Annotated in this window: 15 protein-coding genes; 10 read left to right on the top strand and 5 right to left on the bottom strand. The window is 59.0% G+C overall.

Annotated elements, in window-relative coordinates:
* The first annotated feature begins 29 nt into the window (after positions 1 to 29).
* The 4 genes from sucC (at position 30) to ACFDAU_RS09535 (ending at position 4,125) form a co-directional block, all read left to right on the top strand.
* Positions 30 to 1,202 carry an ADP-forming succinate--CoA ligase subunit beta gene (sucC, locus tag ACFDAU_RS09550; protein ID WP_413436701.1) on the top strand — a complete coding sequence of 391 codons (1,173 nt, stop codon included), beginning with the start codon at positions 30 to 32 and terminating at the stop codon, positions 1,200 to 1,202.
* A 91-nt stretch (positions 1,203 to 1,293) separates the two neighbouring features.
* Positions 1,294 to 2,166 (top strand): succinate--CoA ligase subunit alpha, encoded by an 873-nt coding sequence (gene sucD / locus ACFDAU_RS09545; RefSeq protein WP_413436700.1) that lies wholly within the window; start codon positions 1,294 to 1,296, stop codon positions 2,164 to 2,166.
* Positions 2,163 to 3,764, top strand: coding sequence for an NAD+ synthase (locus tag ACFDAU_RS09540; RefSeq protein ID WP_413436699.1), 1,602 nt, complete (start codon positions 2,163 to 2,165; stop codon positions 3,762 to 3,764). The genes sucD and ACFDAU_RS09540 overlap by 4 nt, the downstream gene beginning before the upstream one ends.
* Positions 3,765 to 3,786: 22 nt before the next feature.
* Positions 3,787 to 4,125, top strand: coding sequence for a P-II family nitrogen regulator (locus tag ACFDAU_RS09535; RefSeq protein WP_413436698.1), 339 nt, complete (start codon positions 3,787 to 3,789; stop codon positions 4,123 to 4,125).
* A 58-nt stretch (positions 4,126 to 4,183) separates the two neighbouring features.
* Here the strand turns inward: ACFDAU_RS09535 and ACFDAU_RS09530 are convergent, their stop codons facing one another.
* Positions 4,184 to 4,975: an outer membrane protein assembly factor BamD gene (locus ACFDAU_RS09530; RefSeq protein WP_413436697.1), complete on the bottom strand. Its 792-nt coding sequence runs from the start codon at positions 4,973 to 4,975 to the stop codon at positions 4,184 to 4,186.
* A 61-nt stretch (positions 4,976 to 5,036) separates the two neighbouring features.
* Here ACFDAU_RS09530 and rluD point away from each other — a divergent pair, with 61 nt between their 5' ends.
* Genes rluD through ACFDAU_RS09510 form a run of 4 tightly spaced genes read left to right on the top strand, consistent with a single transcriptional unit; the run spans position 5,037 to position 12,214 of the window.
* Positions 5,037 to 5,942, top strand: coding sequence for a 23S rRNA pseudouridine(1911/1915/1917) synthase RluD (rluD, locus tag ACFDAU_RS09525; protein WP_413436696.1), 906 nt, complete (start codon positions 5,037 to 5,039; stop codon positions 5,940 to 5,942).
* Positions 5,939 to 6,691, top strand: coding sequence for a peptidoglycan editing factor PgeF (gene pgeF / locus ACFDAU_RS09520; RefSeq protein ID WP_413436695.1), 753 nt, complete (start codon positions 5,939 to 5,941; stop codon positions 6,689 to 6,691). Before rluD ends, pgeF begins: the two co-directional genes overlap by 4 nt.
* A 46-nt stretch (positions 6,692 to 6,737) precedes the next feature.
* Positions 6,738 to 8,465 (top strand): autotransporter assembly complex protein TamA, encoded by a 1,728-nt coding sequence (locus tag ACFDAU_RS09515; RefSeq protein WP_413439531.1) that lies wholly within the window; start codon positions 6,738 to 6,740, stop codon positions 8,463 to 8,465.
* A 41-nt stretch (positions 8,466 to 8,506) separates the two neighbouring features.
* A complete protein-coding gene (locus ACFDAU_RS09510; RefSeq protein WP_413436694.1) occupies positions 8,507 to 12,214 on the top strand; it encodes a translocation/assembly module TamB domain-containing protein in 3,708 nt (1,235 codons plus the stop codon).
* Position 12,215: 1 nt separating this feature from the next.
* Here ACFDAU_RS09510 and nadC read toward each other — a convergent pair whose 3' ends face one another.
* Together nadC and ACFDAU_RS09500 are read right to left on the bottom strand one after the other, a co-directional pair.
* Positions 12,216 to 13,079: a carboxylating nicotinate-nucleotide diphosphorylase gene (gene nadC / locus ACFDAU_RS09505; RefSeq protein ID WP_413436693.1), complete on the bottom strand. Its 864-nt coding sequence runs from the start codon at positions 13,077 to 13,079 to the stop codon at positions 12,216 to 12,218.
* A 77-nt stretch (positions 13,080 to 13,156) separates the two neighbouring features.
* Positions 13,157 to 13,423 carry a hypothetical protein gene (locus ACFDAU_RS09500; RefSeq protein WP_413436692.1) on the bottom strand — a complete coding sequence of 89 codons (267 nt, stop codon included), beginning with the start codon at positions 13,421 to 13,423 and terminating at the stop codon, positions 13,157 to 13,159.
* Between the two features lie 90 nt (positions 13,424 to 13,513).
* Here ACFDAU_RS09500 and clpB point away from each other — a divergent pair, with 90 nt between their 5' ends.
* Positions 13,514 to 16,093, top strand: a complete 2,580-nt coding sequence (gene clpB / locus ACFDAU_RS09495) for an ATP-dependent chaperone ClpB (protein ID WP_413436691.1) — start codon at positions 13,514 to 13,516, stop codon at positions 16,091 to 16,093.
* A gap of 162 nt (positions 16,094 to 16,255) precedes the next feature.
* Here clpB and ACFDAU_RS09490 read toward each other — a convergent pair whose 3' ends face one another.
* Complete coding sequence (locus ACFDAU_RS09490) at positions 16,256 to 16,912, bottom strand: DUF1345 domain-containing protein (RefSeq protein ID WP_413436690.1); 657 nt, start codon at positions 16,910 to 16,912, stop codon at positions 16,256 to 16,258.
* Positions 16,913 to 17,131: 219 nt separating this feature from the next.
* On the opposite strand from ACFDAU_RS09490, the gene ACFDAU_RS09485 reads away from it, so the two are divergent.
* Positions 17,132 to 17,509, top strand: coding sequence for a DsrE family protein (locus ACFDAU_RS09485; RefSeq protein WP_413436689.1), 378 nt, complete (start codon positions 17,132 to 17,134; stop codon positions 17,507 to 17,509).
* Here the strand turns inward: ACFDAU_RS09485 and ACFDAU_RS09480 are convergent.
* A complete protein-coding gene (locus ACFDAU_RS09480; RefSeq protein ID WP_413436688.1) occupies positions 17,503 to 20,145 on the bottom strand; it encodes an ATP-binding protein in 2,643 nt (880 codons plus the stop codon). The genes ACFDAU_RS09485 and ACFDAU_RS09480 overlap by 7 nt on opposite strands.
* Positions 20,146 to 20,148: the final 3 nt, after the last annotated feature.

Below are 20,148 nucleotides of genomic sequence, written 5' to 3'. Positions count from 1 at the left end.
TTCGGTTTTTGCTAAAAAACATTTCGAGCATGAATTTACACGAATATCAGGCCAAGCAGTTATTACGCGAGTTCAACATCATTACTCCGCGCGGGATCGTGGTGGAAGATCCGACTCACGCCGAACTCGCCGCGACCGGTTATCTAGGCGGCGACGCCTGGGTGGTGAAGGCGCAAATTCACGCCGGTGGCCGCGGCAAGGCCGGTGGCGTGCGGCTGGTGAAATCCATCGATGCCTTGCTGGAAGCCGCGCAGGCGTTGTTGGGTAACTCGTTGGTGACTTACCAGAATGCTCCGGACGGGCAATTGGTGAGCAAGCTGCTGGTGGAAGAAACCCTGCCGATTGCACGCGAAATGTACCTGAGTCTGCTGGTGGACCGGGAAACCGAACGTGTGGCAGTGGTGGCCTCGGTTGCGGGCGGCATGGAGATCGAGGAAGTCGCGCAAACCCAGCCGGACAAGATTCTGCGTGAGCTATGCGATCCGTTGCTCGGCCTGCAGGAGTTCCAGTGCCGCAATCTGGCGTTTGGCCTGGGCCTCACCGGCAGCCACATCGGCGACCTGACGCGCATGTTGCGCGCGCTGTACAAGCTGTTCATCGAATCCGATCTGAGCCTGCTGGAAATCAACCCGCTGGTGATTACCGAAGACGGGCGCATGGTCGCGCTGGACTGCAAGATGGGCGTGGACGACAACGCGCTGGGGCGGCAGAAAAAATTCGCCGATATGCGCGACGACACGCAAATCGACGCCAGGGAAGTCGCCGCACAGGAAGCCGGGCTTAATTACATCGCGCTTGCTGGCAACATCGGCTGCATGGTGAACGGCGCCGGGTTGGCGATGGCGACCATGGATCTGATCAAGCTGCATGGCGGCGAACCGGCCAATTTCCTCGACGTGGGTGGCGGCGCGACGGCTGAAACCGTCGCCAAGGCATTCAAGATCATCCTTTCCGACAGCAAGGTGCGCGCGGTGCTGGTGAATATCTTCGGCGGCATCATGCGCTGCGACATCATCGCCGACGGCATTATCCAGGCAGTCAAGGAAGTGGGCGTGCAAGTGCCGGTGGTGGTGCGGCTGGAAGGCACCAACGTCGAGCTGGGCAAGAAAAAGCTGGCTGACAGCGGCCTGTCCATCATCACCGCCGACGGCTTGACCGATGCGGCGCAACGCGCAGTGCAGGCTGCACTCAAGGCTATTTAAATGCTTGCCGCAGAGATCACAGAGTACACAGAGAGTGCGTGCCGGCCTCTGCGATCTCTGTGTGCTCTGTGGCTGATAGGAAAAGTAAATAATGAGCATCCTAGTAAACAAAAACACCAAAGTCCTGTGCCAGGGTTTCACCGGCAAGCAGGGCACGTTTCATTCCGAACAGGCGCTGGCTTATGGCACGCGAATGGTGGGCGGCGTAACGCCCGGCAAGGGCGGACAAACCCACCTTGATCTGCCGGTATTCAATACCGTGCGCGAGGCGGTGCGGCAAACCGGCGCCGATGCCAGCGTGATTTACGTGCCGGCGAATTATGCGGCGGATTCCATCATGGAAGCCGCGGATGCGGGGATAGCGGTCATTGTCTGCATCACCGAGGGCATCCCGGTGCTGGACATGCTGAACGTGAAAGCTGCGCTGCGCGCCAACGGTGCCAAATTGATCGGCCCCAATTGCCCGGGCATCATCACTCCGGACGAATGCAAGATCGGCATCATGCCCGGCTTCATCCACCAGCGCGGCAAGGTGGGCATCGTCTCGCGCTCCGGCACGCTGACCTATGAGGCGGTGCATCAGACCACCCGGCTGGGGCTGGGGCAGACCACTTGCGTGGGCATCGGCGGCGACCCTATCAAGGGGCTGGATTTCATCGATTGCCTGCAAATGTTCCAGGCCGATCCGGAAACCGAAGCCATCATTCTGGTGGGCGAAATCGGCGGCACCCGCGAGGAAGAAGCTGCCGACTATATCCGGCAGCACATCACCAAACCGGTAGCCGCTTATATTGCCGGGCGTACCGCGCCCAAAGGCAAGCGTATGGGGCATGCCGGGGCGATCATCGCCGGCAGTAGCGGTACCGCGGAAGCCAAGATGCGCGCGTTGGAAGCTGCCGGTGCAGTGGTAGCACAATCCCCGGCGGAAATGGGCGCGGCGGTACAGATGGCCATGCAGCGATGAAAATCGCGCTGGCGCAGATCAATTGCACGGTCGGCGATCTGGTCGGCAACGCGGCCAGGATACGTGCCGCGACGGCACGTGCCAAGGCAGCAGGTGCGACGATCCTGCTGGCACCGGAGTTGGCGTTGTCGGGCTATCCACCGGAAGATTTATTGTTGCGCGATGATTTTTATGTTCAGTCCGCTGCCGCATTAAACAGCCTGCTGGATGCGGCGCAGGGCATCACGCTGGTGGTCGGGCATCCGCTCAAGGAAGGGAAATACCGCTACAACGCGGCCTCGGTGCTGCGCGATGGCAAGATCGAAGCGGTTTACCGCAAGCAGCGCCTGCCCAACGACACGGTATTCGACGAAGTGCGCTACTTCACGCCGGGCACGCAAGCCTGCGTGTTCGAGCAGGATAACGTGCGCTTTGGCGTGAATATCTGCGCCGACGTTTGGGAACAAGGCGCGGCCTGCTGCGCCGCCCAGGCCGGGGCGGAAGTGCTGCTTGTGCTCAATGCCTCCCCGTTTCATGTCGGCAAGCAGCAGGAACGCTATCAGGTAGCGCGCGAACGCATCCGCGAGAGCGGCCTGCCCATGCTGTATTGCAATTTGCTGGGCGGGCAGGATGAACTGATCTTCGACGGCGGATCCTTCGCGATGAATGCCAACGGCGAGCTCACCAGCCAGTTCCCGGCGCTGGTTGAAGATATCTATCTGGTCGAAATGAAAGGTGTTTCGCCCGTACCCGGCGCGATTGCGCTGCCCTTAAGTACCGAGGCATCCGTATATGAAGCACTCAAGCTGGGTGTGCGTGACTATATTGGCAAGAATGGTTTTTCCAGCGTGTTGCTGGGTTTGTCCGGTGGAATCGATTCGGCACTGACGCTGGCCGTGGCGGTCGACGCACTGGGTGCCGACAAGGTCCATGCGGTGATGATGCCGTCCGAATTCACCGCCGCCATCAGCCTGGAAGACGCCCGCGCCATGGCGACAACCCTGGGTGTGAAATACAGCGAGTTGCCCATCAAGAGCGTGTACGACAGCTTCCTCGGCAGCCTCGCCAGCGAATTCAACAATTTGCCGTTTGACCTGGCCGAGGAAAACATCCAGGCGCGTGTCCGCGGCACGCTGTTGATGGCGCTCTCCAACAAGTTTGGCGGGATTGTTCTGACCACCGGCAATAAATCCGAAATGGCGGTGGGCTATGCTACGCTGTACGGCGATATGGCGGGAGGTTTCGCGGTGTTGCGCGACGTGCCCAAAACCTTGGTGTACCGGCTGTCCAACTATCGCAATGGCATTGCGCCGGTGATACCGTCACGGATCATTGAGCGCGCGCCCTCCGCAGAACTGCGGGCAGACCAGACCGACCAGGATTCGCTGCCGCCCTATGATATTCTCGATGCGATTATTGAACGCTATGTCGAGCATGACCAGACACCTGCTGAAATTATCGCTGCAGGCTACAATGAGATCGAGGTTGCCCGCGTGATTCGCATGATTGACCGCAGTGAATACAAACGCCGCCAGGCACCTGTTGGCATCCGCATTACGCCGCGTGCATTTGGCAAGGATCGCCGTTATCCGATCACTTCCCGGTTCAAGCCGGGTTGATTATTTAAGCAAAGGGTATGAAATGAAAAAAATAGAAGCCATCATCAAGCCGTTCAAACTCGATGAAGTCCGCGAAGCGCTCTCGGAAATCGGCGTCACCGGGCTGACCGTTACCGAGGTCAAGGGTTTCGGCCGCCAGAAAGGCCATACCGAACTTTACCGCGGCGCGGAATACGTGGTGGATTTTTTGCCCAAGGTGAAAATCGAAATTGTAGTGTCGGACAGTCTCGTCGACCAGGCGGTTGAAGCGATTGTGAATGCCGCACGCACCGGCAAGATCGGCGACGGCAAGATTTTCGTTACCGATGTCGAGCAGGTGGTGCGGATTCGTACCGGCGAGACCGGCGATACTGCGATTTGATCTGGCTGGTAGCGGCTTGTTAGCTCAAGCTGCGCTACCAGTTACGGTTTGCAAAGGTTTAGAGTTGCCAGAAACGCCACCAGGGTTTGCTCTTGTCAAAATTTCCCGACACATATTTACTGTTCGGGAAGTTTTTCTGTAACACCCGCAAGGCATCATCGCGCAAGTCATTGATACCCATTTTATCGTAGGATTTAACAAGGATCGCCAGCGCCTGTTCGATAGCGGGCGCATTCGGATAATGCTCGATGGCATACTGGGCGCGCTTGCTGGCAGCCACATAGGCGCCGCGCTTATAGTAATACAGGGCGACGTGCACTTCGTGCGAGGCCAGCGAATCCACCAGGTATTTCATGCGCGCCAGCGCATCCGGGGTATATTTGCTGTTTGGAAAACGTGTGACGAGTTGCTGAAACGAATCAAATGACTCGCTTGCAGCCTTTGGATCGCGTTCGGTCATATCCTGATCGCCAATCCTCCCCAACAGCCCCTGGTCTTCGGTAAAGTTGGCCAGCCCCCTCAGGTAGTAGGCATAATCCACATTGGGGTGCTCGGGATGCAGCTTGATAAAGCGGTCGCAGGCGGCAATGGCGGAAACCGGCTCATTGTCTTTGTAATAGGCGTAGGCAACTTCCAGTTGGGCTTGCTGGGCATAGCGTCCGTAGGGGTAGCGCGCTTCCAGCGTCTCGAAGTATTTGATGGCTTTTTCATAGCCACCCGAATTGAGCTGATCCTTGGCTTCTGCGTAGAGTCTTTGTGCCGACCAACCCTGGGTTTCATCAACCGTCTTCGGTAACAAACCACATCCAGCCAGCAGTACCACCAACAAAACAAGTAAACTTCGTTTCATGACATCGTCCGTAAAACAGTTGCCAGATTATACTCCAAACACTTCTGTCGAAGCCGTAATCATGATGGAAATCCCCGTCGCCAGTGCCGGTCAACGGCTGGATCAGGCTCTCGCTGCGTTATTGCCAGACTACTCGCGCAGTCGCATCCAGAATTGGATCAAGCATGAGCGCGTGACGGTCAATGGCCATTTTCTGGGGGTCAAGGACAAGGTGTGGGGGGGCGAGAAAGTACAAGTCTTGCCCGAAACGCATCCGGCCGAAGTGCCGGCGATGCCTGAGGATATCGCGCTGGCGATCGTCTATGAGGATGACGCCTTGCTGGTGGTCAACAAACCGGCCGGGCTGGTGGTGCATCCGGGTAGCGGCAACTGGCAGGGAACCATGCTCAATGCGCTGCTCCACCACGCGCCGCAACTGGCCGGGGTACCGCGCGCGGGCATCGTGCACCGGCTCGACAAGGACACCAGCGGCCTGCTGGTGGTGGCAAAAACACTTACCGCGCAAACCAATCTGGTGCGCCAGCTGCAGGCGCGTAGCGTCAAGCGTGAATACCTGGCTGTGGCGCACGGGCTGATCGCGCAAGACGGCAAGGTCGACGCGCGCATCGGGCGTCACCCCAGCCAGCGCACCAAAATGGCAGTCGTCCATTCCGGCCGCGAGGCCGTCACGCACTACACCGTGCTCGAGCATCTAGGCCGCTACACCCTGATTCGCTGTGTGCTGGAAACCGGTCGCACCCATCAGATTCGCGTGCATCTGCAGTCCATCGGCCATGCGCTGGTGGGTGATCCGGTCTATGGCCGCGCCAGCCAGATAGCAGCGCTGCCCGATTTCAAACGCCAGGCCTTGCACGCTACCCGGCTTGGATTGCTGCATCCGGTCAGCGGCGTTCCTCTGGAATGGCAAGTGGAACCGCCAGCGGATTTTCAGGCCTTACTTGATCATTTGAGGATGGAGATCGCATGAACCCGGACTGGATCATTCCCGACTGGCCGGCGCCGGAGCAGGTCAGCGCGCTGGTGACCACGCGTGCCGGCGGCGTCAGTGTGGCACCCTATGCCGGGCTGAATCTGGGTGGTCATGTGGGCGATGATCCCGCCAGCGTGGCGCAAAACCGTGCCATTTTGCGCGCCGTGCTGCCCGCCGAACCGGTATGGCTTACCCAGGTACACGGCAGCTCGGTGTTTGACGCAGATGGCGGCAATGCTTCGACAGAAGCGGATGCCAGCATGACGCGTCAGATGGACCGAGTATGCGCGGTACTGACCGCCGATTGCCTGCCAGTGCTGTTTTGCGACCGTCAGGGCAGCGTGGTGGCGGCCGCCCATGCAGGCTGGCGCGGGCTGGCAGGCGGCATGCTGGAAGCTACGGTTGCCGCCATGCAGGTGCCCGCAGATGGCGTAATGGCCTGGCTGGGCCCGGCCATCGGCGCACAGGCGTTCGAGGTGGGCGACGAGGTGCGTGAGGCGTTTGTCGCCATGCAGCCGCAAGCCTCGGCAGCGTTTGTTGCGCAGCGGCGCGGCAAATGGCTTGCGGATATTTATGCCCTGGCCCGGCTGCGGCTGCAGCGTATTGGCGTCACCCGGATATACGGCGGCGGCGCTTGCACCTACAACGAATCCGCACGGTTTTATTCGTATCGGCGCGATGGTGCGACGGGACGCATGGCCAGCCTGATCTGGTTGCGACACGATGGATCAAAGGTTGGCGGTTAAAAGGCTTTCACGCCGGGGCGCCGTCAGATTCCGGAGCGTCTTGCTGGTGCTGGTGGGCATGCTGATAGGTATGGCGCTGCCGGTTTTTGCGGCAGGGCTGGACTACCGGGTTGAGCTGGATGTGCCTCAGGCTTATCGCGATTTGCTGGAAAAAAACCTCGACATCAACCGCTGGCACAATAATCCAATGCTGGACACTGTGCAGTTGCAAAGCCTGTATCAAGCTGCGCCGGACAATATCCGCACTCTGCTTGCCACCGAGGGGTTTTATTCCCCCGAAATCACCGCTTCGATTTCATTGCAGGACCAGCCGATCCAGATACGTTTTGTCATCGCCCCTGGCCTGCCCACACAGGTGGCGCAACTGAATCTTTCCTTGCAGGGGGCAGTGGCGCAGACGCCTGAAGAACGTCACCGATTGCTGGCCCAGCTACGTCAGGCGTGGCAACTGCCGAGCGGCAGCGTGTTCCGTCAGGCGGCCTGGGAGTCGGCCAAACGCAACGCATTGAAAACCTTGCTGACCGGACGCTTTCCCGCTGCCCGCATTACCTCGAGCCAGGCTGTGGTGAATCCGCAAACACGCCAGGCGACGCTGAGCGTGACACTGGATAGCGGTCCCGCATTCAGCTTCGGCGCGCTGCATATCAGCGGCCTGCAGCGTTACCCTGCCAGCGTTGTCGAACGGCTCAGTCCGATCCAGCCTGGCGCAGCCTATTCGCAGGCCAAGCTGCTGGAATTCCAGGCGCGTTTGCAGGATACGGGTTATTTCCGTACGGTGAGCGTGTCCGCGGACACCGATCCGGCCCACCCTGACAATGTGCCGGTGCAGGTCAATGTGGTGGAAAACCCGTCCAGCAAGTTGGGCTTCGGTATCGGTGTCAGTACCGATAGCGGATTGCGCGGACAGATCGAGTATCAGGACCTGAACGTGATGCAACGCGGCTGGCGTTTCAAGACCCTGCTCAAACTCGAAACCAGCCTGCAATCCCTGAATACCGAATTGCAGTTGCCGCGCAATGAACTGGGCTACCAGGACAGCATCAACGCCTTTCACGAACGTACCGATATCAAGGGTGTGACCAGCGTGCGCACCGGCTCCGGCGTCAAGCGCACTCGCACCAAAGGCCGGATTGAAACCACACTGGCGACACAGTTCCAGACCGAGCACCTGTCCATCGCGGGTGGCGGCGGGAATAAGCTTCAGGCGCTCACTCTCAATTACATCTGGACCTACCACAATGTGAACAATCCGCTGTTCCCGACGCGCGGCTATGTGTTCAGCGCCCAGCTGGGCGGTGCAGCGCGCGCGCTATTGTCGGACCAGGATTTCGTGCGCGGCTATACCCGTGCGGTGTATTACCTGCCGCTGGGCCAGCGCGATGGCTTGATTCTGCGTGGCGAACTGGGCGGCGTGCTGGCTACCAGCAGCAACGGGATTCCTTCGGATTTCCTGTTTCGTACCGGCGGCGACCAGTCGGTGCGCGGTTATCCCTATCTGAGCCTGGGCGTGAAACAGGCGGATGCGGTTGTGGGCGGCCGTTATCTGGCCGTGGGCAGCGTGGAGTACGACCACTGGCTGACCGAGCACTGGGGCGCCGCGGTGTTTTATGACGTGGGCGATGCGGCCGACACCCTGCCCAATCTGCATCTGGTTCAGGGCTACGGCGTGGGCGCGCGCTGGAAGAGTCCGGTCGGCCCGCTCCATCTGGACCTGGCGTATGGTCAGGCAGTGCACGCATTGCGGGTGCATTTCAGCGTCGGGGTGTCGTTCTGATACAGGGACGTCGGCTGGCGCTGCGCTGGACAGGCAGGCTGATGTTGTGGCTGGGCCTGCTGCTGGTGTTGATCGCGGGGCTGGTCTGGCTGGCGGGGCGCGAGCCGACACTGCATATCGGCGCGCAGATTGCCACGCGTCTGGCTGGCGGCCAACTCAGCTTCGAAGGCGTGAGCGGCTCGCTGTACGGGCCGCTTAAATTCTCCCGCGTGCGTCTCGATACGCCGGAGCGGCACATTGAAGCGCGCGATGTCGTGCTCGACTGGTCGCCGCACGCATTGCTGTATGACCATCAGTTGCTGATCCGGCAACTGACGCTGGCCAGCCTCGACATCACCCTGATCAAACCCAGCCCCGAGCCGCCCAAGTTGCCTGTGACGTTACGGCTGCCCTACGCGCTGAATATCCCGGACGCCCGTATCGAGCATCTGACGGTACACCAGGGCGCGCACAGCTGGCCGCTATCGCAACTGCGCCTGGCGTTGACCAATCCGGGTGGCGCCTACCACGCCAGGCTCAGCATGCGGAGTCCATGGGGTGCGGGGCAGGCCAGCGCGCGTCTCGCTGCAGATGCGCCGTTTGCCTTCAACGGCACGCTGGATTTCGCCCACAACGACGGCCTGCATGACTACACCGCGCACACCGCAGTGAGCGGTACGCTGGGGCAACTGGAGGTGCAGGGGACGGGCAGTTCGGGCGCGGCCAGCGCTCGCTGGCAGGCAAGCCTGACACCATTCCAACCGGTGCCGCTGCAACAGGCGAGCGTGAACGTGCGCCAGCTCGATCTGCGCCGTCTGGGCGCCGGATTGCCGCAGACCGACATGGATGCGGACCTTACGCTGCAGGCGCGTACGGCGACCGCATTCAGCGGCGAGTTGCGCCTCGCCAACCGCTTGCCGGGCGCATTGGATGCCGGCCGCATTCCGCTCAAGTCCGCACATACCCGATTCAGCGGTAGCCCGGATCAGTTCGCCTTGCACGCGCTGGCGCTCGATCTGGGCAGCGCTGGCCAGTTCAACGGAGAGGGCAGTCTGCTGCACGGCTTGCTGGCATTGAACCTGAGCACGGCCAACCTGAATTTGCATGGCCTGTACAATCCGCTGCGTCCCACGCGCCTGGCGGGCAAGATCGCATTGGGTGCAGAGCAGGGCGGGCAAACACTGTCCGCCGAGTTGACCCAGGCGGGGTACCGTATTGCGCTCAATGCCCGCCGCGCGGGCGAGCAATTGGTCATCGACAGCGCACGGCTGGCCGCAGGCGGCGGCGAATTCAATTTCAGCGCCAGACTGGCGCTGGCCGGCACGCGCGCGTTCAGCGCCCAGGGGCAGTTGCGGCGCTTCGACCCGTCGCGCTTTGGCGGCTATCCGGCGGCAACCATCAACGCCACTGCCACAGCGCACGGCCAGCTCGGCCCGCAGCTTACCGCCATTGTTGCGCTGAACGTGGCAAACAGCCGCTATCGCGGCCAGCCGCTGTCCGGCAAAGGCGCATTCAAACTGGCCGCAAAACGCGCCTGGGACAGCGATATTGCATTGCGCCTGGGGGCTAACCGGCTTGAAGCCAAAGGCGCGTTTGGTGCTGCCAATGACCGCCTGGACTGGCGCCTGGATGCGCCCGATGTGGCTGCATTCGGTCAGGGATTCGGCGGGCGCATCACGGCACAGGGCAGCCTCGGCGGCAGTCTGGCGCAGCCCTCGGCCAGCCTGAAGCTGGAAGGGCAGGCGCTGGCGTGGCAGGGCAGCCGTCTCAACAGCGTGTCGGCAACCGGTCAGTTGCAACACGGGATCAATGGCGCCTTGAATCTGTCTGCACGCCTGCGCGGCTATCGCAGCGCGGATTTCGCGCTCGCCAGCGCCGCGCTGGATATGCACGGCACACGTGCTGCACACACTATCACTCTTGCCGCGCGCAATCCGCAGATTGACACACGCGCCACGCTGAGCGGCGGCTGGCGCGATGGTCAGGGCTGGAACGGGCGCATCCTGCGCCTGGAGAATACCGGCCGCTATCCGGTAGTGCTCAACGCGCCAGCCCGGCTTGCGTTCGGTGCGGGACATGTCAGCCTGAGCCAGGCCGAATTGGCCCTGGCGCGCGGCAGTGTACGCGTGGACGAATTTGCGCTGCAAAGCGGGCGCATTTCCAGCCGGGGCAGCATGAGCGGGCTGGACAGCGCGTATTTGCTGCGGCTGGCCAATATCGACCCGGAGGTGGAGAGCACGCTGGTCGTGGGCGGAAAATGGCAGTTCGCAGCCGCCCGTCAGGTCAATGGCAGCATCCAGCTCTGGCGCGAACGTGGCGATGTCGCGCTGCCGGGCCAGCCGGGAACCGCATTGGGCATCGAGCGGCTTACCCTGTCATTGCAGGCTGTCGAGGATCGCATCCACGCCGTGCTGGATGCGCAGGGAAACAAACTCGGCACTATCAGTGCACAGACCGATACCACGCTGGCGCAGCGCAATGGTCAATGGGGCGTGTCTGGCAATGCCCCGTTAAGCGTCGCCGCCCGGGTCAATACGCCGTCGCTGGCCTGGGTGAGCCCGCTGCTGGGCATGCCGATCACGCTGGACGGGTCAGTTCAGGCGCAAATCAGCGCCGGCGGTACGGTCGATGCGCCGCTGCTGAGCGGCACAGTGAGCGCCGCCAAGCTGCGCTTCAGCTACCCAGAGCAGGGCATCGCGTTCACCGACGGCAGTTTGCGCGCCAGTCTGCGCGGTGACACCTTGACGCTGGACAGCCTGCACCTGCGCGCGGGCAGCGGCAGTCTTACCGGTACTGGGACGGCACTGTTGCGCGATGGAAAACCCACCATGCAGATTGCTTTGCTGGCGGACAAACTTGCGCTGCTGCAGCGTCCGGACCGGCAGCTGACGGTGAGTGGCAAGGCCGATGTCAGCCTGGCGCCGCACCTGCTTCGCGTTACGGCCAAAATTAACGCCGATCGCGCCCTGATCGAATTGCCGCGCGGTGATGCGCCGACCTTGAGTTCGGACGTGATCGTGTTGGGACGGCAAAAACCACCATCCGCCAAGCGCCTGCCTACGGCACTCGACTTCGACCTGGATTTTGACCTGGGCGACCAGTTTTACCTGAAAGGGCGTGGTATGGATGCGCGCCTGACCGGCCTGGTCAAGCTGCACGCCCGCGATGGTGGCCTGCCTACCGCTATCGGCAGCGTGCAGGTCGCCAAAGGCACCTACAGCGCCTACGGCCAGCGCCTGAACATCGAGCGTGGCGTGGTGAATTTTTCAGGACCGGTGGATAACCCCGGGCTGAATATTCTTGCCCTACGTAAAAATCAGACCGTCGAGGCGGGGGTGGCGATTACCGGCAGTGCGCTGGCGCCGGTGGTCAAGCTGGTGTCCATCCCGGATGTGCCGGACACCGAAAAACTGTCGTGGCTGGTGCTGGGACACGGCACGGAAAACAGCAGCGCCGCCGAGTTCAGCGCACTCCAGACTGCGGCAGGCGTCCTGCTGGGGATGGGCGATTCGGCCAGCCTGCAAGCCCGGCTGGCCGAAGCCACCGGCTTGAGCGAGGTAAATCTGAGCGGCGGGGGATCGCTGCAAAACAGCATCTTGGTGCTGGGAAAACGTTTATCGAAAAACGTCTATCTGAGTTATGAACAAGGGCTGGCGGGCACCACCAGCCTGGTCAAGATCAATTACACCCTGTCCAGGCGCGTGTCAGTGCGGGTGCAGACCGGCAGCCAGAGTGCGGTGGATGTGTTTTATACCTTCAGTTTCCGCTGAATCAAACGGCCCACTCAAAGCGCATGGACAGATCCACTGCCTGAACGTGTTTGGTCAAGCTGCCCACCGAGATGCGCTGCACCCCGGTTTCAGCAACGCTGCGAATGGTGTCGAGGCTGATATTGCCGGAGGCTTCCAGCACCGCGCGGCCAGCAGTGAGCCTGACTGCCTCGCGCAGCGCGTCGAGGGTAAAGTTATCCAGCAGGATCAAATGCGCGCCGGCTTCCAGCGCCTGTTTCAGTTCGTCCAGATTTTCGACTTCAATCTGCACCGGCACGCCGCCTGCCATACGGTCTGCGGCAGCCATGACCGGGGCTATGCCACCTGCCGCCGCGATATGGTTTTCCTTGATCAGAATGCCGTCATACAGCCCGATGCGCTGGTTTGCGCCGCCGCCGGCCAATACCGCATATTTTTGCGCCAGGCGCAGTCCGGGCAGTGTTTTACGCGTATCCATCACCATCGCGCCGGTACCCGCAATCGCATCGGCATAGCGCCGCGTGATGGTGGCGGTGGCAGACAGTGTCTGTAAAAAATTAAGCGCGGAGCGCTCGGCGGTCAGTAATACCCTTGCATTGCCGTGAATTTCGCACAGCATCTGATCGACGCCAATACAACTCCCATCACGCGTGTACCAGTGAATTTTTGTGGAAGGGTCAATCTGATGAAAGCACGCTTCAAACCACGCCTGGCCGCACAAAATTGCTTTTTCGCGACAGATAATTGCAGCACTGGCGATGGCCTGTTCAGGAATCAGCGCAGCGCTGAGGTCGCCGTGGCCGACATCTTCGGCGAGGGCTGCAGACACGTTGGTACGAACAACGTCCGCCAGTTCGGCAGGCAGGGAGACAGCATGTGAGAGCATGGGAAGAACGTTAGCAAGAATTGGAAGCCTGACATTTTGCGGGGTAAGCCAGGCAGGAGCAAATATAAATCGAGGTATCAGCCAAAAGAAAAACTTGAATCATCCGGTGTGGATAGAAAGCGTTTTCGCGTATCCGATAGCTCCCATAGAATCGTATCGAGCAGCATTAATTCCTCTGCTACATTGGAAGGAAACCCCTGGCGAGAGCCGCGCTGGTCTACCATGAGGTTAGCGAGATAGGACTCTGCATCGGGCGTACCCCATTTCTCCGACAATTTCTGGGCGATGTGCGGAAATTGGATTTCCAGGTGGCTGCGAGCTTCTGTAGATGCATCATTTACCATGATTATCTCTTCCTGGCGACATCGGCTGGTTGAAATTACGAACAATCTCTCCATCTTATGGATAGTTCAAATATTCAAGGAAAACAAGCCATGCGTTTTGATAAATTGACCACGCAGTTCCAGCAAGCGCTTTCCGATGCCCAGAGTATGGCTGTGGGTCAGGATAACCAGTTCATCGAGCCGCTGCATCTGCTGGCGGCTTTGATCGATCAGACCGAGGGCGGCAGCACGTCGTTGCTGGCGCGCGCCGGTGGCAATGTGCGCGCGCTGCGTGCGGCTTTGCAGGAGGCCATCGGGCGGCTGCCCAAGGTGGAAGGGCACGGCGGCGAGGTGCAAATCTCGCGCGATCTCAACAATTTGTTCAATCTCACCGACAAGGAAGCACAAAAGCGTGGCGACCAGTTTATCGCCAGCGAGCTGTTCCTGCTGGCCGCTTGCGACGACAAGGGTGAAGTGGGACGGCTGCTCAAGCAGCATGGCGTCGCCCGCCAGGCGCTGGATGCGGCCATCAGCCAGGTACGCGGCGGCGAGAACGTGGCGAGCGCCGATGCGGAAGGCCAGCGCGAAGCGCTCAACAAATACACATTGGACCTCACTGAACGCGCGCGTCTGGGTAAGCTCGACCCGGTGATTGGCCGCGACGACGAGATTCGCCGCGCCATCCAGGTGTTGCAGCGCCGTACCAAGAACAACCCGGTGCTGATCGGCGAGCCGGGTGTGGGCAAGACTGCCATCGTGGAAGGTCTGGCGCAGCGCATTGTGAATGGTGAGGTGCCGGAGACGCTGAAAGGCAAGCGCGTGCTGGTGCTGGATATGGCGGGGCTGCTGGCCGGCGCCAAATATCGTGGCGAGTTCGAGGAGCGCCTCAAGGCGGTGTTGAAGGAGGTCGCCCAGGACGAGGGTCGCATTATCCTGTTCATCGACGAATTGCACACCATGGTGGGTGCCGGCAAAGCGGAAGGCGCAATGGATGCGGGCAACATGCTGAAACCGGCACTGGCGCGCGGCGAGTTGCACTGTGTCGGCGCGACCACACTGGACGAATACCGCAAATACATCGAGAAAGACGCCGCGCTGGAGCGGCGTTTCCAGAAGGTGCTGGTGGACGAACCATCGGTTGAAGACACCATTGCCATCCTGCGCGGACTGCAGGAAAAATACGAAGTGCACCATGGCGTGCAGATTACCGATCCAGCCATTGTCGCGGCAGCGGAATTGTCGCATCGCTACATCACCGACCGTTTTTTGCCGGACAAGGCGATCGATCTGATCGATGAGGCTGCGTCGCGCGTCAAGATGGAGATCGACTCCAAGCCGGAAGTCATGGACAAGCTGGATCGACGCATGATCCAGCTCAAGATCGAGCGCGAAGCGGTGAAGCGCGAGAAGGACGAGGCCTCGCGCAAACGCCTGGGCCTGCTCGAGGAAGAGATCAAGAAAGCCGAACGCGAATATGCCGACCTGGAGGAAATCTGGAAAGCCGAGAAGGCGCAGGCGCAGGGCAGTGCCCACATCAAGGAAGAGATCGACCGGTTGAAGGCAGAGATCGTCAAGCTGCAGCGCGAAGGCAAACTCGACAAGGTGGCGGAGATCCAGTACGGCAAGCTGCCACAGTTGGAGTCTCAACTGAAACAAGCCGAAATGGCCGCTGAACCGCAGGAGAAGCATAAACTGCTGCGCACACAGGTTGGCGCTGAGGAAATCGCCGAGGTCGTGTCGCGCGCGACCGGCATTCCAGTATCCAAAATGCTCTCAGGCGAGCGCGATAAATTGCTGCAGATGGAAGACGCACTGCACCAGCGCGTGGTGGGCCAGGATGAAGCGGTGCGTCTGGTGTCCGACGCCATCCGACGTTCACGTTCCGGTTTGTCCGACCCTAATCGGCCATATGGTTCATTCCTGTTCCTCGGACCCACCGGCGTGGGCAAGACCGAATTATGCAAGACGTTGGCGGGATTCCTGTTCGATTCGGAAGACCACATGATCCGTATCGACATGAGCGAGTTCATGGAAAAACACAGCGTGTCGCGGTTGATCGGCGCGCCGCCGGGGTATGTCGGCTACGAGGAAGGCGGCACGCTCACCGAAGCGGTGCGGCGCAAGCCTTACAGTGTGATCCTGCTGGACGAGGTGGAAAAGGCGCATCCGGACGTGTTCAACGTGCTGTTGCAAGTGCTGGACGACGGTCGTCTAACCGACGGCCAGGGACGCACGGTGGACTTCAAGAACACCGTCATTGTGATGACTTCCAACCTGGGCAGCCAGATGATCCAGCAGATGTCGGGCGACGATTATCAGGTCATCAAGCTGGCCGTGATGGGCGAGGTTAAAACTTATTTCCGTCCCGAATTCATCAACCGTATTGACGAGGTGGTGGTGTTCCACGCTTTGGGCGAGGCACATATCCTCTCCATCGCACGCATTCAGGTGCAGTATCTGGCGAAGCGCCTGGCAGCCATGGGCATGGGATTCGAGATCACCGATGCGGCGCTGGCGGAATTGGCCACAGTCGGTTTCGACCCGGTATTCGGCGCGCGGCCTCTGAAACGGGCGATTCAGTCGCAACTGGAAAATCCGCTGGCGAAGGAGATCCTGTCCGGGCATTTTGCCGAGAAAGATACTATCCGGGTAGATTTTCGCGCTGGGGAGATGGTGTTCGAAAAGGCTTGACCGGGGGTGTCTGCAAGCATGTCCCGCTTCGTTGACTCGAACGGAGCGGGACAGTTTTTGAGTGGGTTCTGATAGCGGATACGCGCAATCAGCCAGCCTGAAGTTCCGCTTTGAATGTTTCCCATCAGCCATCGCCGGGCATTGCCAAACGCGCGCAATCCATCAAATCAGGCTGGCGAATATATTCACACTCAATGCCAGCACGGCAACATTGAAGCCAAATGAAAGCAGGCCGTGTGCCAGCGTGATTCGGCGCATGACACGCGAAGTCACGGCCACGTCGGACACTTGCGAAGTCATGCCGATGACGAAGGAAAAATAAGCGAAATCGAGATAATCAGGGTCACGATCGCCGGGAAAATTCAGTCCTCCGGTATGTGCAGCGCGCGCACCCCTGCCGCCAATGTAGTAGCGATGTGCATAGTGGAAGGCGAAACGGGTGTGTATCAGCAGCCAGGAAAATCCCAACGCCAGAAACGAAAGCGCGACATGCAACATTTTTTTCCATACCGGCAAACCATGTCCGCTTTTGTACATGAATGCGAGTGCGGCAACACTGATGCAGGCCGCACCCAGTACGATGAGCAATATCGTCAGGCTGCTTTGCCTGTTGCGGGTGCTGATGCGGGTGGCTTCTGCATCGGCGCCGGCGATGGTGATCCATGCCAATGACAGATACATCCCCGAAGCTGCGTCCCAACTGGCAATGGCGCGAGTGTCGAGCAATGCTATGGGAAGCATAAAAAACACGGCGACGCCTGTCAGGCCGGCTATAGCCAGCCGATGATGCGCGTTGAGCTGTTCTATCCATTGTTTCAAGTTGGCGCTCATTTTTGGTTGTATAAATCGCAAGTTGTTCGGGGTGAGTGATCAGTTCAGTTGAGAGCATAGCCATTAGGATGCTGACATGCCAAAGAATATTCCTTATTCTGTCGTATTTTCATGCTAATCAATGCCGTTTGCGGGAGTCAATGCGGTTTTGACGGGCTACGAGCCATGGCGTAAGCTGCTGCGCCTGTCTTTCCGGGAGTAATAATTGTGTCAGATAAGCTAGTAATGATGCTGTTGACTATCAGTCCTGACCAGCCGCACTTATGTGGAACACCTTTTTTCCAGGCGGCCGCAGCGGCCGCAATGGATGCCGAGGTCGAAATATATTTCGCCAGCAGTGCTACCCGGCTGCTGGTGCGGGGCATTGCGGATGGAATCCATCCTTCCGACAATAAGGCAAAATCAGTATATGGTTTCATGCAGGATGCGGCGCAGCTGGGAGTGAAGTTTTTTGCTTGCGGTGGCGCGCTGGAGGCCTATGCCATTACGTCTGAATTATTGATTCCAGAATGCACTGGGATAGCTGGCGCCGCAGCATACATCTGTCGGGTAATGGATGATGAGTGGAAATCCATCGCTTACTGATTTGCTGCTTCACGGTTGCCGACAAATAGTTGCACTCTGATAAAAGCCGCCTCCAAGTCATCAAACATATTCCCGGCCTCGTCCCAACTTTCTGCCTTGATGGTCTGTTCGATCATGTCGGCCAGATGCTGCACTTCGGTAGCGGCAATATAAGCGGATGCGCCCTTGATCTCGTGTGCGGCACGAGCACATGTGACTGATTGCGCCTGTATCCCGCGACCTAATTCAATGAGTAGCGCCGCAGTGCTGGAGCAATACAGATTAAGGAGCTCCGAGACCAGGGCTGCGTCCTGTCGGCAATTTTTTTCCAGAGCCGGCATGTCAATCGGGTTGCTGTTTTCGACAGTTTCAGTCTGGCTAACGCGGGTTTGCTGGATGGGTGCATGTTTAAGCCAACGTGCCAACATATTGACCAGATCTTCTTCCTGAATCGGCTTGCTTAGGTAATCATTCATCCCTGCTGCCAGGCATTGCTCGCGCGCGCCCAGCATGGCATTGGCTGTCATGGCAATGATGGGTCCGGCATTGGGAATGCTATTGCGAATACGGGAGGTTGCCTGGTAACCGTCCATTTCCGGCATCTGGCAATCCATCAGGGTCAGGTCATAGACACGGGTTTGCGCAAGTGCAACGGCTTCGCGGCCATTCGCGGCAATATCCACCTGCGCACCCAGGTGGCGCAACAAGTGCTGTATGACTTTCTGGTTAACGATATTGTCTTCCGCGACCAGTATTCGTCTACCCATGAAGCTGGTATTGTCGGGGTTCGACGCAGAAGACGCGTTAGTGGCCGGGGCTCCGGATTCGACGCGAATCAAAGGCAGGCTCAGGTGAAATGCGCTGCCGTGTCCCGCGATGCTATCCACACTGATGTAGCCACCCATCATTTCCGCCAATTGCTTGCAAATCGCCAGTCCGAGGCCGGTACCGCCGTATTTGCGCGTGGTGGAACCATCTGCCTGCGAGAATGAGCGGAACAGACGGCTCTGAGTTTCGGCTGAAATACCGATACCACTGTCTTCCACCGTAAACTGGACCCAGCAAGTTGAATCGGCTGCATGGCCAGGCGCCAGGGCGACTGTAATAGATACAGATCCGGCATGGGTAAATTTAAGCGCATTGTCTACCAGATTGGAAAGAATCTGGCGCAACCTGTTGGGGTCGCCGCGCACTTGTTCGGGGACGTCCGGATTGAGGCTGCAATTAAAACTCAGTCCCATTTCTTCGGCTCTATTCACGAAGAGGCTGGCTATTTCGAGGACGGTTTCGTGTAGATTGAAGTCGATCGATTCGAGGTTAAGTTTACCGGCGTCGATTTTGGAAAAATCCAGAATATCGTTGATGATCGTCAGCAGGCTCTTTCCCGAGTTATATATGGCTAGAGCATATTCCCGCTGTTGGGGACTCAAAGTGGTTTTGAGCATGAGATTAGCCATTCCGATAACGCCGTTCATCGGCGTGCGAATTTCGTGACTGACATTGGCAACAAATTCAGCTTTGAGATGTGCAGCTTCCACGGCCGCATCGTGCGCTTCCTTGAGGCTTTTCTCTGCCAGTTTTCGTTCGGTGATATCACGCATGATGGCCTGTATCACACGCTTGTCATCCAGCGTCATCGCATGCAATGCGATTTCCGCGGGAAATTCGCTACCGTCTTCCCGCAATCCCTGCCATTCCAGAAAACAATAGCCTTCGGCGCGCGCGCGCGCTACACAATCGCTGGAGAATTGTGCGGCAGAGCGTCCATCTGTCTGAATGGGTGCGCCTAATTGATAGGGGCGGCGCGCGATGAAATCCTGTACTGAATCAATGCCAAACATTTTCAGTGCGGCCGGGTTGCAGTCGGTGAAGCCTTCCTCGTCCATAATCACGATGGCATCGGAATTGGTTTCGAACAGGGTCTGATACTTGAGCTTCTGTTTTTGAAGTTCGCTGGTTTGAAATGTAGTACGGCGTACCGCGACAAAAGCGATCAAAGCGCCAATCAGCCCAGCCAGACTCCCCAGAACGATCATTTGCGAACGTGTTTTGTTATAGGCGTCGGACGCATCCACCGCTGCATTTGCATTGGCGTCGCGCTGCAGTTTAAGTAAGGCCTTAAGCTCATTCACCAGCTCTTTTTGGGCGGGAATGGCCTCGTCCTGCAGCAGTTTCAGTGCGGTTCCATTTTTTTTATCCAGCGCCAGGTCGACGGTGTGTATCACAATGGGTTGAGCGATGGCAGCTGACTTGCGGATGTGCGCTAAAATATCTTTTTCTTCCTTGCTGAGTTTGGCGAGGGAGAGCGCCTGCAAGGCTTGGGAAAAACGAGCGCCGTAATTATGGAAATCGTAGAGTTCGTTATTCTGCTCAAACGGTGCGGAGTCCAGTACCAGCGAATGCATGGTGATGATGCGATCCAGTAACGCATCGCGCATGATGCTGGCAAGCTCGGTTTTGTAGTCGTTGACGGTGACAATCGTCACCAGGCGGTTATTGATCGCCTCCATCTGATTCAGCCCGAGCAGGGTGATTCCTACCATCAGGCTCAATATCAGGGCGAAGCCCAGACCCAGGCCGTACTTGATGCCGCGCAGGTTCAGGTGGTTACGCCAGGCCAGGCTAACACGAGTGAAGAAAGACGCGAGCTTAAGCATTAC

Origin of the sequence: Sulfuriferula sp. GW1, assembly GCF_047300855.1 — a bacterium.
Classification (GTDB): Bacteria; Pseudomonadota; Gammaproteobacteria; order Burkholderiales; family Sulfuriferulaceae; genus Sulfuriferula.
The sequence above is the reverse complement of the archived record's forward strand: the minus strand, read 5'-3'. Positions and strand labels throughout refer to the sequence as shown.

What these genes read in the sequence shown, in the direction of transcription:
- rluD (WP_413436696.1), top strand. Translation starts at nt 5,037, where the DNA reads ATGATGGAAATCCCCGTCGCCAGTGCCGGTCAACGGCTGGATCAGGCT.
- ACFDAU_RS09530 (WP_413436697.1), bottom strand. Translation starts at nt 4,975, where the DNA reads ATGAAACGAAGTTTACTTGTTTTGTTGGTGGTACTGCTGGCTGGATGT.
- ACFDAU_RS09535 (WP_413436698.1), top strand. Translation starts at nt 3,787, where the DNA reads ATGAAAAAAATAGAAGCCATCATCAAGCCGTTCAAACTCGATGAAGTC.
- ACFDAU_RS09540 (WP_413436699.1), top strand. Translation starts at nt 2,163, where the DNA reads ATGAAAATCGCGCTGGCGCAGATCAATTGCACGGTCGGCGATCTGGTC.
- sucC (WP_413436701.1), top strand. Translation starts at nt 30, where the DNA reads ATGAATTTACACGAATATCAGGCCAAGCAGTTATTACGCGAGTTCAAC.
- ACFDAU_RS09500 (WP_413436692.1), bottom strand. Translation starts at nt 13,423, where the DNA reads ATGGTAAATGATGCATCTACAGAAGCTCGCAGCCACCTGGAAATCCAA.
- sucD (WP_413436700.1), top strand. Translation starts at nt 1,294, where the DNA reads ATGAGCATCCTAGTAAACAAAAACACCAAAGTCCTGTGCCAGGGTTTC.
- nadC (WP_413436693.1), bottom strand. Translation starts at nt 13,079, where the DNA reads ATGCTCTCACATGCTGTCTCCCTGCCTGCCGAACTGGCGGACGTTGTT.
- clpB (WP_413436691.1), top strand. Translation starts at nt 13,514, where the DNA reads ATGCGTTTTGATAAATTGACCACGCAGTTCCAGCAAGCGCTTTCCGAT.
- ACFDAU_RS09480 (WP_413436688.1), bottom strand. Translation starts at nt 20,145, where the DNA reads ATGCTTAAGCTCGCGTCTTTCTTCACTCGTGTTAGCCTGGCCTGGCGT.
- pgeF (WP_413436695.1), top strand. Translation starts at nt 5,939, where the DNA reads ATGAACCCGGACTGGATCATTCCCGACTGGCCGGCGCCGGAGCAGGTC.
- ACFDAU_RS09510 (WP_413436694.1), top strand. Translation starts at nt 8,507, where the DNA reads ATGTTGTGGCTGGGCCTGCTGCTGGTGTTGATCGCGGGGCTGGTCTGG.